This window comes from Haloleucobacter ellipsoideus (genome assembly GCF_052491725.1).
Window position 1 is genome coordinate 1 of the sequence record NZ_JBQWAR010000014.1, and the last position, 14,742, is coordinate 14,742.

Annotated in this window: 12 protein-coding genes and 1 tRNA gene; 4 read left to right on the forward strand and 9 right to left on the reverse strand. The window is 64.4% G+C overall.

All coding sequences use genetic code 11. The features are described 5' to 3' along the window. Window positions 1–306: 306 nt before the first annotated feature. The gene (locus ACT6QG_RS02670; RefSeq protein WP_444976055.1) at window positions 307–1,101 is read right to left on the reverse strand and encodes a creatininase family protein; all 795 of its coding nucleotides are present in this window, start codon (window positions 1,099–1,101) and stop codon (window positions 307–309) included. A gap of 167 nt (window positions 1,102–1,268) precedes the next feature. Between ACT6QG_RS02670 and ACT6QG_RS02675 the strand changes: the two genes are divergently transcribed. Further along, window positions 1,269–1,739, forward strand: a complete 471-nt coding sequence (locus tag ACT6QG_RS02675) for an Hsp20 family protein (RefSeq protein ID WP_444976056.1) — start codon at window positions 1,269–1,271, stop codon at window positions 1,737–1,739. A 178-nt stretch (window positions 1,740–1,917) separates the two neighbouring features. Continuing rightward, window positions 1,918–2,865, forward strand: a complete 948-nt coding sequence (locus tag ACT6QG_RS02680; RefSeq protein WP_444976057.1) for an alpha/beta fold hydrolase — start codon at window positions 1,918–1,920, stop codon at window positions 2,863–2,865. Between the two features lie 52 nt (window positions 2,866–2,917). Here the strand turns inward: ACT6QG_RS02680 and ACT6QG_RS02685 are convergent, their stop codons facing one another. The 4 genes from ACT6QG_RS02685 to ACT6QG_RS02700 form a co-directional block, all read right to left on the reverse strand. Further along, on the reverse strand, window positions 2,918–3,577 hold the full coding sequence (locus ACT6QG_RS02685; protein WP_444976058.1) for a DsbA family protein: 660 nt from the start codon (window positions 3,575–3,577) through the stop codon (window positions 2,918–2,920). Window positions 3,578–3,764: 187 nt separating this feature from the next. Beyond that, window positions 3,765–5,759, reverse strand: a complete 1,995-nt coding sequence (gene dsbD, locus ACT6QG_RS02690) for a protein-disulfide reductase DsbD (protein WP_444976059.1) — start codon at window positions 5,757–5,759, stop codon at window positions 3,765–3,767. Window positions 5,760–5,880: 121 nt separating this feature from the next. Beyond that, window positions 5,881–6,663 (reverse strand): histidinol-phosphatase, encoded by a 783-nt coding sequence (gene hisN, locus ACT6QG_RS02695; RefSeq protein WP_444976060.1) that lies wholly within the window; start codon window positions 6,661–6,663, stop codon window positions 5,881–5,883. Window positions 6,664–7,635: 972 nt separating this feature from the next. Further along, window positions 7,636–8,544 (reverse strand): N-formylglutamate amidohydrolase, encoded by a 909-nt coding sequence (locus tag ACT6QG_RS02700; protein ID WP_444976061.1) that lies wholly within the window; start codon window positions 8,542–8,544, stop codon window positions 7,636–7,638. Window positions 8,545–8,753: 209 nt separating this feature from the next. On the opposite strand from ACT6QG_RS02700, the gene cpdR reads away from it, so the two are divergent. Continuing rightward, complete coding sequence (cpdR, locus tag ACT6QG_RS02705) at window positions 8,754–9,116, forward strand: cell cycle two-component system response regulator CpdR (RefSeq protein WP_444976062.1); 363 nt, start codon at window positions 8,754–8,756, stop codon at window positions 9,114–9,116. A gap of 61 nt (window positions 9,117–9,177) precedes the next feature. Further along, window positions 9,178–9,252 (forward strand) — tRNA-Val (locus ACT6QG_RS02710). 236 nt (window positions 9,253–9,488) lie between these two features. On the opposite strand, the gene ACT6QG_RS02715 is transcribed toward ACT6QG_RS02710, so the two are convergent. From ACT6QG_RS02715 to ACT6QG_RS02730, 4 genes are all read right to left on the reverse strand, one after another. Further along, entirely contained in the window at window positions 9,489–10,334 is an 846-nt protein-coding gene (locus tag ACT6QG_RS02715; RefSeq protein WP_444976063.1) for a beta-keto acid cleavage family enzyme, read from the reverse strand. A gap of 11 nt (window positions 10,335–10,345) precedes the next feature. After that, complete coding sequence (locus tag ACT6QG_RS02720; protein ID WP_444976223.1) at window positions 10,346–11,695, reverse strand: sigma-54-dependent transcriptional regulator; 1,350 nt, start codon at window positions 11,693–11,695, stop codon at window positions 10,346–10,348. A 31-nt stretch (window positions 11,696–11,726) separates the two neighbouring features. Then, the gene (locus ACT6QG_RS02725; RefSeq protein WP_444976064.1) at window positions 11,727–13,628 is read right to left on the reverse strand and encodes a sensor histidine kinase; all 1,902 of its coding nucleotides are present in this window, start codon (window positions 13,626–13,628) and stop codon (window positions 11,727–11,729) included. A gap of 233 nt (window positions 13,629–13,861) precedes the next feature. Continuing rightward, window positions 13,862–14,740, reverse strand: a complete 879-nt coding sequence (locus tag ACT6QG_RS02730; protein WP_444976065.1) for an ABC transporter ATP-binding protein — start codon at window positions 14,738–14,740, stop codon at window positions 13,862–13,864. Between the last annotated feature and the right edge of the window lie 2 nt (window positions 14,741–14,742).

Below are 14,742 nucleotides of genomic sequence, written 5' to 3' on the forward strand. Positions count from 1 at the left end.
CAGAAACTTCCTCGCCCGGCTAACTAACCGGAAAACCCGAACTCAGTCAAGCTGGGAAGCTTCAGAGACGACCCAGCGCGCCGTTCCCTTGCGGTGAGCGGCGCTGGCTCGTCGTTGGTGAGCGCTTTATAGAACCACCCAGCCAAAACCGTCAACTCCCAAAAGTCACAAATCTAAAACACAACCATCACACTGGGGATAAAATCCCGATATATTTCCATTTATATCAATAAAAACAACAACTTGATTGACTGTGGAGAAAATCCCCGTTCACCTGCCGCCACCCTGTTTCCGGCCCCTCCTCCTTCATTCCGTCCTCGCGAATCCGGAAATATCGAAGCGAGTCACATCGCGCAGCAGCTCGATAAAGGCAGCAACACCATAATCTGCTGCCGCATTTCCCTTTTCCGCGCTTGCGCCGCGCGCATCGCCCATGGCACCGGTTTCCTGCAGATCCTCACTCATCCATGCAAAGCCCACCGGATGATTGGCGCGCAGACGCTCGAACTCCTCCTCCATGCCCACACTATAGGGCTCGAAGTTCGCGGCCCGACTCATATCCACCAGCTCCGGCCGGAAGGAGAGCATGAGGGATGTCTCCACATCACCGCCATGAATGCCGTGCGCCCGCTCATGATCCGCGAAAAGACCCGGCGGATAGCCGAAGCGGTGCATGGAACAGCACACCGCCAGCATGCCGTGCTGCGCCCGCAGGGTGCGCGCCACAAGATCGATGACCGGCACATTTCCCCCATGCGTGTTCATGAAGATCACGCGCCGCACGCCCGCGCGCGCGAGACACGCGCCAATCTCCACCCATGCCGTGATGGCGGTCTGCGGTGTCAGCGTGAGTGTTCCCGGAAAATTCTGGTGCTCGTCAGACTTGCCGATCGCCTGGACCGGCAGGGCCAGTACGGCGAGATCTTCCGGCACCCGGCCGGCAATGCGCTGGAGATAGCCTTCCGCAATATGCAGATCCGTTCCCAGGGGCAGATGCGGGCCATGCTGCTCCACTGCGGCAACAGGCACGATGGCGATCAGCTTTTCCTTGTCCAGCGCAGCCAGCGCCGGCGAGGAGAGTTCGGCCCATTTGTGAAACATCCTGCCCGTTCCTTCTTCATCCGCTGCATGTCGCAACACCTGCACCGGGGCTCTTGACGCTGCCCGATGCCATTCCCACATCCGTTCTGGCGCTGGTCAATGTGACAGCGCCGCAAGGTGAGCCCGGCTTCGGCGGGCTCCGCATGTCGCTTTAAGGAGGATATGCCATGCGCAGTTTTGATCTGTCTCCCCTGTACCGCAACACTGTGGGTTTCGACCGTCTGTTTTCGCTTCTCGATGGCGTGGGCAGCGTGGATTCAGCCCCCAGCTATCCGCCCTACAATATCGAGCGCACGGGTGAGAACACCTATCGCATCACGGTGGCCGTCGCCGGCTTCACGGATGCCGACCTCAATATCGAGGTGAAGGAAAACACCCTCTCCCTGCGCGGCGAGAAGAAGGCCGGCGAGGAGGGCGAGAACGCCCAGATGCTCTATCGCGGCATCGCGGCGCGCACGTTCGAGCGTCGCTTCCAGCTCGCCGATCATATGGAAGTGCAGGGTGCGGTCCTTGAGAATGGCCTGCTGCACGTCGATCTCGTGCGCAACATTCCCGAGGCGAAGAAGCCCCGCCTCATTCCCATCACCACGGCTTCCGCGCCGCAGGTTCTGGAAGGCGCGGGCGCCAGCACCCATTGATCCAAGGCGGGCCAGCCGGCCCGCCGCCATGGGCGCGCCTTGCAGCGCCGGGCGATCCTTTCAGGCACATCACCGCATTATGTGTTGCTGAAATGGAGCCGGCTGGTCCATTCTGTGTTCAGACCTCCACGGGCGGCGACCTTTCAGGCGTCGCCCCTTTTTTATGCCGACACACGATATGCCCGATGCATCCACGCTTCTCCATGGCACGCCTGACAACCGCGTGCCGCAGAATGCGATCGCGGGCGAGATCCAGACGGTGGATGGTGTGCGCCTGCGCCATGCCCGCTGGCCCGCGCGCGAAGGCACCGCCTGCCGCGGCACGGTGATGGTGTTTCAGGGCCGCTGCGAGTTCATCGAGAAATATTTCGAGGTGGTGGAAGAGCTGCGGGCGCGCGGATTCGCTGTCGCCACACTGGACTGGCGCGGGCAAGGCGGCTCGCAGCGCCTGCTGGCGGCCCCCCTGCGGGGGCATGTCGATTCATTCGAGAGCTATCAGCGTGATGTCGCCGCCTTTGCGGAACAGATCCTGCCCCAATGCCCGCGCCCCCATTATGCGCTGAGCCACTCCATGGGCGGTCCGATCCTGCTGAAATGCGTTGCCGAACAGCGCATCCGGTTTGAACGCATGGTGCTGGAAACGCCGATGCTTGGCATCGCCATCATTCCCTTTCAGCCGCTCATCCGCCCGCTGGCCGCGCTGCTGGTGCGCTGCGGCCTTGCCGGCACCCTTCCGCCCGGCGCACTGGAACGGCCAATCACGGAGATTCCCTTTTCCATGAACCTGTCCACCTCGGACCCGCGGCGTTATGCGCGAATCGCGGAGGTTGTGCAGGCCCATCCCGTTCTTGGTCTCGGCCCGCCCAGCTGGGGCTGGGTGCATGCCGCCTTTCAGGCCATGGGTGAACTGGCGCAGCCCGAAATGGCCGCCCGCCTGCCCACGCCCATGCTGTTCATTTCAGGAAGCTGCGACAGGCTGGTGTCCAGATCGGCCATCTGCCGCATGGCCGGGCGGCTGGGCAATGCCCGCCATCTGGAAATCCTCGATGCCCGGCACGAGATCATGATCGAGGATGACATCTATCGCGCTCGGTTCTGGAACGCCTTCGACAGCTTCATGGCATGAGAGGCCACCGCCCTGCCCGGAAAGGACCGCCTGCCCCAAACAGAAAGGCGCGCTATTGCGCCCGGGCCCGGGCATCCTCCACCACTTCGGCATAGCCAGCCTCATCCAGCGCCGCCGCCACCTTGAACGGCCCGATGAGATAGACCGGCACCCCCTGAAGCCCGAGCGCGCGGGCATGGTCCAGATTGCGCAGCAGATAGGCGTTGATTTCCGAAGCGTGGGCTTTCAGGTCCCTGTCCAGCCGCTTCATGTCCACCCCGGCGCGGCTCACGGCCCGGCGCATGGTTGCGACATCGGAATGACCGCCGGGAATGGCCATCAGGGCCTGGCGGGCCTGCGCATATTTGCCCTGATATTTCGCCCCGAGCGCAAGATGCGCCCCATAGACCGATGATTCGGCGAGAATCGGCAGATCCTTGTAGACGATGCGGATCTTCCCGTCCTTTTTCGACAGGCGCTCGATCACCGGATCAGTCTTCTTGCAATAGGGGCAGTTGTAATCGAAGAAGGCCACGATGGTGACATCGCCCTGCGGATTGCCGCTCACGGGCGAGGCCGGATCACGCAGGATCATGTCCTCATTCACCGGCGGTGGCGTGTGCCTTTCCTCCACCTGCGCCCCTGTCGGCGCGGCAGCGGTGGCCGGGCAGAGAACGGCAAGGGTTGAGGCCAGCGCCAGCGTGCAGATCGCTCCAGCCCGGCGACCCCGCATCACGGTGCTGCTGTTGAATCCCCGCATCCCATCACCTTCCCGCCACAGGCCGGCCGGTGCTGACGGGCCAGACCATATTCAAGACAGGGCATCCCGGCATATCCGCCGGTTCTGCCGCTGCGGCAGGATAGGCGCGTTTGCGAAAGGGCGCACCTTTTCATGTGCGCCTCTCTCCTGTCCCCCAACCCTAGCCGCCGGGCGAGGCTGCCTCCAGCTTGCGGGACACATCCTGCGCCGTGATGGCGCCGATGGAGCGCGAGCCGGGAACCTCGCGCCCTGCCGTATCCACAACGAACATGGTGGGCGGGCCGACAATATCGAAGCGCTCCATCAGGGCGCGGCTGTCCGGCCCGTAATCGGTCACATCGGCGGCGATGAACACCGCCTGCTCCAGCGCGGAGGCGACATCCGGCGTGCCCAGCACCTTTTCATTGGATTTGCAGACCGTGCACCAGTCCGCCGTGAAGGACACCAGCGCCGGACGTCCCTCGGTCCGGGCGCGGGCCAGCGCTGTCTCGAAGGCGGCCATGGAGGTCACCACCTGCGGCTTCACCCCGGCCTGCATGGGTGATGCATCCCTGCCGGAGAAAAAACCCAGCGGCCGCATCGGGTCACTCGCGCCGCCGGCAAAGCCGGTAATCAGCAGGGCGCCATAAAGCGCCAGCGCAAGGCCGGATGCCTTGCCCAGCTTGCGCTCCCAGCCCGCGCCGGTCTCGATACGGTCGAACCCGCCAATGAACACCGCCACGCCAAGGGCAAACAGCCCCCATATGGCCAGCATGGTCGGCCCGTCCATCAACCGGCCCACAAGGAAGATGGCGACAGCGAGGAACACGAAACCGAAGGCTACCTTCACCCGCATCAGCCAGGGGCCGGAACGCGGCAGCACACGCGCCCCGAAAGCGCCGAAGGCGATGAGCGGCAGGCCCATGCCCAGCCCCAGCATGAACAGGGCCGCCGCGCCGCGCGCCGCATCGCCCGTCTGCGCCGCAGCCAGCATGGCGGCGGCCAGAGGCGGGGTGACACAGGGCCCGACAATGAGCGCGGAGCCAAAACCCAGCATGGCCGCGCTGCCGAGGGAACGGCGCGTGGATGCGCCGCCCGCTCCCGGCAGGGCGCCGGACAGGCGCGAGGCCAGAGCGGATGGCACCTGAAGATCAAACAGGCCGAACATGGACAGGGCCAGCACGATGAAAACCGCGGCCATGCCCCCCAGCGCCCAGGGGGTCTGGAGAGCGGCCTGCAGATTCGCGCCCGACCAGCCGGCCGCCAGCCCCAGCACCCCATAGGCGCAGGCCATGGCCAGCACATAGACCGATGACAGCGCCACCCCGCGCCCGACCCCCTGCTGCCCGGAGCGGGCCAGAACACCGCCGAGGATCGGGATCATCGGGAAAATGCAGGGCGTCAGCGAGAGCAGCAGGCCAAAGCCGAGAAAGGCCACCAGCATCCAGCCCAGATCCCCCTTCAGCACCGCCGCCGGAGACCATGAGGATTCCGCCCCGGTTTCGGAAGCGGCCGGCGCCGGAATGGAGGCCGGCGCAACCGCGACCTGTTCCGCCCTTTCGGCCGGCGAGGGCGCGGAGAGACGGTCAGGCAGCCCCATGGTGGACGCGACCAGCGGTTGCGCCCCGCCCTCCAGGGCCGCCAGATCCACCGTTCCGCTTTCCGGCGGATAGCAGATGCCCTGATCGGAACAGCCCTGCCATGTCACCTTCAGCGTTCCGGCAGCCTGCATATCGGCAAGGGCCAGACGCGCATCCATGGCGTGACGGAAAATATGGACCAGCCCGAAATTCGGATCGTCCTTCTCCTCGCCCGCAGGCAGGACCAGTTCCACCGGCTTGCCATCGAGCGTGGCCGTGATGCTGTTGCGATAGAGATAGGTGTCCGGCCGGATCGACCAGCCCAACATCACCGCGCCATCAGGGGCGCGTTCCGCCAGCACCTTGAAAGGGGCCGTGCGCGCGGGGCGGGAAAGGGCCGAACCTGCGGAAGAGGAACGCAGCGGAGAGGAGAAGCCCGCACCGGAATCGCGTTCCATCCACACCGTGGACGGACCTGCCCAGGCGGCAGGCATCATGAAAAGCAGCGCCAGAAGCGACAGCGCCAGCACGCCATATGCCCTTGTCCGGCTCCCGGCCTCACCGGCCCGGGAGAGCGGACACACACCCTGCACCATTCATCCATCTCCATGCATAAGCGCCTGCGCGCCCATATCAGCCCTGCTCCCCATCCATGAGGCAGGAAGGAAGAGGCTCTCACATGAGCCTGAACATGGAGCAAAAGAATGGCAAGACGGTTTACGGATTAAGCATCCGCAAGGCCTGTTCATGCACCGCGCGGCTGCCGGCGGCGATAATGCGCCCGCCTTTGGCCGGCGAGCCGCCCTCCCAGGTGGTGACAATTCCCCCTGCCCCCTCGATGATGGGCACAAGCGCCACGATGTCATGATCCTTCAGCCCGGTCTCGATGACGAGATCGACCAGCCCGGCGGCGATCATGCAATAGGCATAGCAATCGCCCCCGTAACGGGAGAGGCGCACCTTCTCCTCCACGGTGCCGAAGATGGCGCGGTCCGCATCATCCATCAGGCGGGGGCTGGTGGTGAACAGGATCGCATCTTCCAGGCGGTTGCAGGCCCGGGTGGCCAGAACCCGTTCCCCCGCCGGCCCGCGATAGCGCGCGCCATCGCGGTCTCCAAAGAAGCGTTCACCGATGAAGGGCTGGTGCATCATGCCATAGACCGGCGCGCCATCCTTCAGCAGGCCAATCAGGGTGCCCCAGGCCGGCATGCCGGAAATGAAGGACTTCGTGCCATCTATCGGGTCCAGCGCCCAGACGAAGGGGGCGTCCGTATCCTGATTGTCGAACTCCTCGCCAATGATGCCATGGCTGGGAAACGTCTCGCGGATGAGGCGGCGCATCACATGTTCCGCGGCGCGGTCCGCCTCCGTCACCGGATCGAAGCCGCAAACGCCGCCCTTGTCATCAACGCCTATTGCAGTGCGGAAGAACGGCAGGATCGCCTCGCCGGAACGCGTGGCCAGATTGTGCACGAAATCATCAAACGCCACAGCACTCATAGACCGCTCCATTGACAGCATTGCGCATGGAGCCCCCGTTCTCGCCAAAGGCCCGCACATGGCATGCATTCTCATGCCGCGCCCATCCCGGCCGATCAAGGGGCCGGGGCAGAAACATTCGGGAGAGAGACGAATCGACTGCTTTTCGGGCAGGTGTGGCACGGGTGCGGTGAAAAATCAGGCAGAAATGAAATCACGCCGCAAAAACAGTATGTTATCGAGGGCGTGACTGCCCAAACTATCCGCGCGCGATCATCTTGTTGTGCCCTGCACAAAACCGCATAGTGATGGAGCGCGGCATTGCATTGCAGCATGCCGCTGCCCTCCTTGGGCGTTTCCTCCCTGGACTTGGGCCGTTTGCCAACGCAAACGGCCCCTTTCTTTACAGAAATCCAGCCAAACGCCTCGAATCAATCCACGCAAATCTCTCGTGTTTTCATTTTGATGAGAGAGATTCGCCGCCCCTTGCCACGATATTGACACGATTGATGCCGCACCGCCCGCTCCACCCAACTGCGAAACGCGCGGGAAGCGGGATAAAACATGATTTAAATCAATGAATTATATGTTTTTCTTCAGAAATTCCGCCATGCGACAAAGCAGCACTTGATTTCTGGCACCGCAAGAGGCATTTTTGCATTGCGACATGGCGATTGGCGTCGCTCTGTCGCTGCCCTCCTTGGGCGTTTCCTCCCTAGACTTGGGCCGTTTGCCAACGCGAACGGCCCCTTTCTTTTTTCGGCCCTGCTTCAGGATGCCGATCCCGGGAAACGGGGAGCAGCCCTCTGGCCAAGCCTTCAAAAGCATCCGGTATCGTGGCCCTGAAACGCAATATGTTCTGGCTCACGGGACAGCTATGCCCGCACCGGCATGTCGAAATACGTATACCTGCTATACGAAAAACGCAAGGCACGTTTTAATTTTGGTCACAATTGGCGGGAATTTCGGTTAAAATCGAGAAATTCCAGAGCCTTACTCCGCCGCAGTCCGCACGTTTCCGGCCGGCGGGCGCACATGTCCCAGCCCGTTTTCAACAGTCTCGCGCACGCGCTGCATGGCGCTGTGCAGGTCCTCGCGCAGCCGGTCGAAGTTCCCCGTGCGCGCATAGGCCCCCTCATCCATATAGAGGGCGCGGTTGATTTCAATCTGCACCGCATGCACGCCGTTTCCGGGGTTGCCATAGTGCTCGGTAATATAGCCGCCGGCATAGGGGCGGTTGAGCACCACACGGTAACCTGCCGCGGACAGCTCGCGCTCCAGGGCATGGGTCACCACGGCGCTGCAACTGGTGCCGAACCGGTCGCCGATCACCATGTCCGCCGGCGCATTGGGATCACGGATGGAGGTGGAGGGCATGGAATGGCAATCCACCAGCACCACCATTCCCCAATGCCGGCGCACCTGGGCCAGCAGCTCCCGCAGGGCCTGGTGGTAGGGCTTGTAATAGGTCTCGATGCGCTGGAGCCCCTCATCCAGCGGCAGGCGCCGGGCATAGATCTCCTTCGCCTCTCCCACCACGCGGGCAATGGTGCCAAGGCCGCAGGCCACCCGCAGCGAGCGTGTGTTGGCATAGGCGGGCAAGCGCCCCTCGAACATGCGCGGGTCCAGCTCGTAGGGCTCGCGGTTCAGGTCCAGAAAAGCCCGGGGAAAGAGCGCCCGCATGAAGGGCGCGCCGGTTTCGACCACATCCTCGAACAGCTCATCCACGAAACTGTCCTCGGAGCGGCGCAGCGTGGCGAAATCCAGCCGCGCCTGCTCCACGAAGCTGCGCGGATAGAGACGGCCTGAATGGGGGGAATTGAAAACAAACGGTCCCATCCCCGCATGCACGCCGCGAATCTCGAAGGCTGGATCAATTTTATCAGCGAGGCTGGCCGTCATTGCGCGCCGCAAACTCCGGAGGAATTCAAAAAAGCCCTGTTCTCTCCATATGATGACCTTGTTCGGCGGCTCTGGAAAGGGCCACGCGCGCCTTCACCTCGAATTTACCTGATTGGGGCAGACAGGTCAGAGGTGGTTCCGGCGCAGTGTCGCCATGGCCATGATGACGCAAGTCGACAACATGTGATTCTGACAACAGGGGAAATGGCGTGTCCAAAATCCTGCTCGCCGAAGATGATAACGACATGCGACGCTTCCTTGTGCGGGCGTTGCAGAATGCCGGCTATGCGGTGGCATCCTTCGACAATGGCAAATCCGCCTATGAGCGGATGCGCGAAGAGCCCTTCGAGCTGCTGCTGACCGATATCGTGATGCCGGAGATGGATGGAATCGAGCTGGCGCGCCGCGCCACCGAGCTCGATCCGGACCTGAAGGTCATGTTCATCACCGGTTTTGCAGCCGTCGCGCTCAATGCCGACAATGAGGCCCCTTCCGAAGCGAAGGTGCTTTCCAAGCCTTTCCACCTGCGCGATCTGGTGGCGGAAGTGGACAAGATGCTCGCGGCAGCGTGATTTCAAAAATCCCTGCTTGCTTCCGGGAAAGAGAGCCTCTATAGAGGCGCTTCCCGGGGATGGGCGCGTAGCTCAGCGGGAGAGCACTACGTTGACATCGTAGGGGTCACAGGTTCGATCCCTGTCGCGCCCACCATCCCACCTTCCTGAAAATAAAGACATTCCTCCCCTCATGGGGAAGCCGCTTTCCGGTTTCGCTGAAGCTGAACGGATGCCCGTGCGGCCATAGATGCCCTCTCTCCGGCAATTTTGCCGGAGCGGTTCAGGCCGCACCACACCGATCCGCACAGTGGAAAATCCGGGACGGCATGATTCGCCCGGATTTCCGTCCATCATTGCGGGCCATCGCCTCCCGGCCGGGCCCGGATCATGTCAGCTCACGCGTGCCATCATGGCGCGGGCGGCATCGGCATCGGCAAGAGGGCGTCCGATCAGCGCCGCGCCTTCCGCCACCCGGCGCACCTGCACGGCATTATTGGCGGCCAGCGCGCCCTCCGGCGTGAGAAGGTTGTTCTCGAAGCCCACACGCACATGCCCGCCAAGGCCCGCCACAACAAGGGCGCAGGCATTTTCACGCGGGCCGAAGGCGCACATGGACCACAGCCCGATGGCATCTTCTGCCTCGGCCTTGAAGGGCAACAGATCGGCGGGGTGTGAAACCTGCCCTTGCGTGTAGCGCCCCAGCACGAAGAGCGGGAAGTCCTGCCCTTCGCCCAGCACGCCACGGGCCTTGAGGGCGAGATAGCGGGTCACATCCTGTGCGCTGTAGAGAATGATCTGCGCAAAAATCCTCTCCTGCCGCAGCCATGCGAAGAAAGCCGCGGCTTCCGTCTCGGCGGCGTCATCGGGAACGATCTCGCGCAGCGCCAGTGAAACGGCTTCCGGCCGCACCGCTCGCACCACCGCCATCTGTTCCGGCGTCTTGTAGCGCCCGGCGGCTTCCGAGGTGATCTGCACCACCAGCTTCTGCCCCACCTCGGCGCGAATGGCGGCAATCGCGTCCTGATAGGCCGCGGCATCCAGCAGATGGCGGCCCTCGGCATCACGCACATGGATGTGCACCAGAGCACAGCCGGCCTCCAGCACCTCGGCGGCGTTGCGTGCGAGCTCGGCTGCGGTCATCGGCAGGGCGGGATGGTCCGCCCTGGTGCGCGAGGCGCCATTGGGCGCATTCGAGATGATGAGCGGGGTCCAGAGGGGCGGGGAGTGAGCGTTCATGAAGACCCGTTTCAGTCGGTTGCAGTCAGGCCGAGCCGCTTCATGCGGTCGGACAGTGTCTTGCGGGGAATATCCAGCGCCAGCGCCGCAGCCGAAATGCGCTGGCCGGATTCGCGCAGCGCATCTTCGATGATCAAACGCTCCACCCGATCCAGCAATACGTTCAGCCCCGGCCCTGTCCGACCGGCGAGATCGGGCGCCAGAAAGCCGAGCATATGGCGCTCGGCGGCATTTTTCAGTTCACGGACATTGCCCGGCCAGTCCGCCAGCATCAGGGCGCGCCGCAGGGATGGCGGCACATCCACCACCGGGCGCTGATACTTGACCGCGGCCTGAACCAGAAACAGCTCGAAGAGCTGGGGAATATCCTCCCGCCGCTCGCGCAGGGGCGGCAGCGCCAGCTTTACAACATCGAGGCGGAACCACAGATCCTTGCGGAACTGGCCGCTCTCCGCCAGCGTGCCCAGATTCTCCTTGGTGGCCGCCACGATCCGCAGATCCACCGGCACCGGCGTGTTGGAGCCCAGCCGCTCGATCCGCCTGTCCTGCAACACCCGCAGCAGTTTCACCTGCATCGCCAGCGGCATGCTCTCCACTTCATCGAGAAACAGCGTGCCGCCACTGGCATGCTCGATCTTGCCGATGCGCCGCTTGCCCGCGCCGGTGAAGGCTCCGGCCTCATGGCCGAACATCTCGCTCTCGAACATGCTTTCGGGAATGGCGCCGCAATTGACCGCAACAAAAGGCCTGTCGCGCCGGTTACCGCCCTCGTGCAGGGCGCGCGCCACCTGTTCCTTGCCCGCGCCGGTCTCCCCCAGCACGAGAATGTCGGCACCGGTGGAGGCCAGCGCCGCCACATCCTCGCGCAGGCGGCGCATGGCAGCCGACTGGCCCACCAGATGGTGCGCGATGGCATCTCCCCGGTCGAGTGCCGTGCGCAGGCGACGGTTTTCCATCACCAGCGCCCGCTTCTCCAGCGCGCGCCGCACCACCTCCACAAAGGCGTCATTGACGAACGGCTTCTCGATGAAATCGTAGGCCCCCTCGCGAATCGCCAGAACCGCCATGGCAATATCGCCATGGCCGGTGATCAGCACCACCGGCAGCTCCGGGTCCAGCCGGCGCACATCCGCCAGAAACCGGAGACCATCGCGGCCCGGCAGGCGCACATCGCTCACCACCACGCCGGGATGGCCCCGCTCAAGTGCCGCCAGCGCGCTTTCGGCATCGCCAAAGGACTCCACCTCGATACCGGCCAGATCGAGCGTCTGCTCGATGGTGATGCGGATCATCTCCTCATCATCCACCAGCAGCACGCGCGGGCGCGGGGCGCCGGGCGGGGGCAGGCGATTCGCCCCCATGGCGCGGGGGCTGGCCGCCGGTGACAAGACTTCAGACAGAGGAAGCGACATCGCATGTCCTTTCCGCGTCATCTTCTGCTGTTTCCAGCACCAGATCAAAGGTCAGGCCCCCCTCTGCACGCGGGCGCACAGCCAGGGAGGCCCCGAATTCCCGCGCAATGGCCAAGGAGATCGGCAGGCCCAGCCCCAAACCCTCGCCGGGCGGCTTGGTGGTGAAGAAGGGGTCGAAAATATGCGCCAGAGTTTCGGGCGGCAGGCCGGGGCCATTGTCTTCCACGCTCACCAGAATGCGCGCGCCATGCCGCCGGGAGCGCACCCGCACCCAGGGGTCCGGCCGCCCCTTCACGGCATCCAGCGCATTGCCGACGAGATTCACCAGCACCTGGGAGAGGCGGATGGGTTCAAACACCGCAAGGCGTGCGGCCGGGTCCAGATCCGTCACCACCGCCGTGCCGGTGGCGCGGATGCGCGGGGCCAGAATGGCCAGGCTTTCGGACAGGGTGGCCGGCAGGTCGACGGGGGTTTTCTCGCTGGTGGCGCGGCGCGAAAAACCGCGCAGCTGGCCGGTAATCTTGCCCAGCCGGTCCACCAGCGCGGTGATGCGGACCAGATTGGCCTCCACCGCCTCCTCGCGCCCGGCCTGCAGGAGCTTCACGGTATTTTCCGCAAGTCCGCGCATGGCGGTGAGCGGCTGGTTCAGCTCATGGGTGATGCCGGCGGCCATCTGGCCCAGAGTGGCCATCTTGGCGGCCTGCATCAGCTCCTCCTGCGCGGCGCGCAGGTCTGTCACGGCACGGCGACGTTCATCGATTTCCTCGGCCAGCTTGGCATTGGCCGCGCTCAGGGCCGCGGTGCGCGCCTCCACCTTGGCCTCCAGCTCGCGGTGGGCTGCCTCCAGAACCGTGCGGGCCATGCGGCTTTCCCGCGCGCGGCGCAGGCGCTGGCGCCAGTAGAGCCCGCCCAGCGCCAGCATGCAGCAGGCCAGAACCATGCCCAGCCGCGCGCTGCGCCCCGCCAGTTCGGCCGTGGCGGCATCGGCAAAGAGCAGCAGGCTCCAGCCATAATCCGGCAATTCCTTGCCGCCGGCGATCACCCGCCCATGCGGCGCAAGATCGGAGCCGCTGGAAAGGGGCACGCCGCCCATCATCACCACCTGCCCCAGATTCAGGAGAGGATAGTGCTGGACGCCATACTGGCGGGTGCGCTCCATCTCCGCCATCGCCTGCGCGTCAACCGGGCGGGTGGTGCGAAACTTCAGGTCCGGGTCCGAGGAGAGGAAGATGATGCCGTGCCTGTCGGCCACCAGCACCTTGTCCGCCGCCTCCTGCCACACCGCCTCCAGCCGGTCGAGCGAGACCTTGGTGACGACAACCCCGAGCACATGCCCGTCCTCCACCACCGGCGCGCTGATGAAATAGCCCGGAACACCGGTAAAGGAGCCGATGGCATAGAAACGCCCCTGCCGGCCGGCCAGCGCCTCGGTGAAATAGGGCCGATAGGCGAAATTCTCGCCCACATAGGTCTGCGGCGTATCCCAGTTGGAGGAGGCGATGGTGAGGCCATCCGTGGCGATCACATAAACCACCGCGGCTCCCGCGGCCCGGTTCAGGGTCTGGAGATAGTCATTCACCGTGGCCACGAGGGCGGCATCACGCGGATGGCGCAGCAGGCGGCGCACATTGGGGTCCAGCGCGGCGGCCGCCGGCATGTAACCGAAGCGCTCGATCGCCACTTCCAGACTCTGGGCATAGATCTGCGAGCGGTGACGGGCATCACTGGCCAGCCGCTCGGCCACGCTGGCCTGCGCAATCTCGCCGGCCTTCACCACGGCCAGCAGCACCGCCGCAAGGCCCAGCAGAAGCGCGCCTGCCCGCAGCAGCGTGGCCGGACGCGGCAATCTGCCGATAAACGCTCTGGAAGGCCTGATGCCCATGGCGCCCGATATCTCTCCTGATAGCGCCCGTTCCCGGCGCCTTTCCATGCTGTTCCGGGTGCATCGGCCACCGTGCCGCAGGCGGGGCCGGCAGCGCACAATGCTCGCGCCGGGGGATCTCTTTTTCAAGCACCGGCGCGAAAGCTCACCCGCATGCGGCCTGAATGCGGGTGACGCCGGAATGCACCGCCCCATTCCACCCGAAGGGGACGGAACGGGGGCGGCGCAGCGGCTCAGTCTGTCGTGAGGCCCTTGAGTTCCACTTCCTCGAAGCGATGCTGCTCGGCGGTGACAAGCGCCCCCAGCTCACGCTTCAGCTCATTGAATTCGGAAGAGGAACTGTCACGCGGGCGCGGCAGGTCCACATGGATATCCCGCTTGATGGTGCCGGGCCGATAGGTGAGCACCACGATCCGATCCGCCAGATAGATCGACTCCTCGATGGAGTGGGTGACGAAAACGATGGTCTTGCCCATCGCCGCCCAGATGCGCAGCAGCTCATCCTGGAGGGAGCGGCGGGTGAGCGCATCCAGCGCGCCGAAGGGCTCGTCCATCAGCATCACCGGGCTGTCGAGCGCCAGAACGCGGGCAATGGCCACGCGCTGGCGCATGCCGCCGGACAGGTCCTTGGGGAAGCGGTTGCGGAAATCCGACAGCTTCAGCATGGCCAGCAATTCTTCCACGCGCGGCTCGATCTGCGCGCGGCTCATGCCCTTGATCTCCAGCCCGAAGGCGACATTCTCCCGCACTGTCATCCAGGGAAACAGGGCATATTCCTGAAACACCATGCCCCGGTCCGGGCCGGGATCCTGCACCATGGCGCCATCCACCCTTATGGAGCCGGACGTGGGGGCGGAAAAGCCGGCGATGGCATTCAGGAGGGTGGATTTGCCACAGCCCGAAGGCCCAAGCAGACACACGAACTCTCCCTGATTGATGGTGAGATTGATGTCCTGAAGGGCGATGACCTCGCCCTCCGGAACCGGGAAGCGCTTCTCCACCCCTTCCACCACGATATGGGCCGGGGTGGCGGCACCGGCGATGGAGCCTGCCCCGCCGGGCGGGTTGAGGGGAAGCACGGTGGCGGTGGTGGCGGCTGTTGCGGTCTGCATGG

Coding starts and splice junctions, on each gene's coding strand:
- ACT6QG_RS02670 (WP_444976055.1), bottom strand. CDS start 1,101: ATGTTTCACAAATGGGCCGAACTCTCCTCGCCGGCGCTGGCTGCGCTG.
- ACT6QG_RS02675 (WP_444976056.1), top strand. CDS start 1,269: ATGCGCAGTTTTGATCTGTCTCCCCTGTACCGCAACACTGTGGGTTTC.
- ACT6QG_RS02680 (WP_444976057.1), top strand. CDS start 1,918: ATGCCCGATGCATCCACGCTTCTCCATGGCACGCCTGACAACCGCGTG.
- ACT6QG_RS02685 (WP_444976058.1), bottom strand. CDS start 3,577: ATGCGGGGTCGCCGGGCTGGAGCGATCTGCACGCTGGCGCTGGCCTCA.
- dsbD (WP_444976059.1), bottom strand. CDS start 5,759: ATGGTGCAGGGTGTGTGTCCGCTCTCCCGGGCCGGTGAGGCCGGGAGC.
- hisN (WP_444976060.1), bottom strand. CDS start 6,663: ATGAGTGCTGTGGCGTTTGATGATTTCGTGCACAATCTGGCCACGCGT.
- ACT6QG_RS02700 (WP_444976061.1), bottom strand. CDS start 8,544: ATGACGGCCAGCCTCGCTGATAAAATTGATCCAGCCTTCGAGATTCGC.
- ACT6QG_RS02715 (WP_444976063.1), bottom strand. CDS start 10,334: ATGAACGCTCACTCCCCGCCCCTCTGGACCCCGCTCATCATCTCGAAT.
- ACT6QG_RS02720 (WP_444976223.1), bottom strand. CDS start 11,695: ATGGGGGCGAATCGCCTGCCCCCGCCCGGCGCCCCGCGCCCGCGCGTG.
- ACT6QG_RS02725 (WP_444976064.1), bottom strand. CDS start 13,628: ATGGGCATCAGGCCTTCCAGAGCGTTTATCGGCAGATTGCCGCGTCCG.
- ACT6QG_RS02730 (WP_444976065.1), bottom strand. CDS start 14,740: ATGCAGACCGCAACAGCCGCCACCACCGCCACCGTGCTTCCCCTCAAC.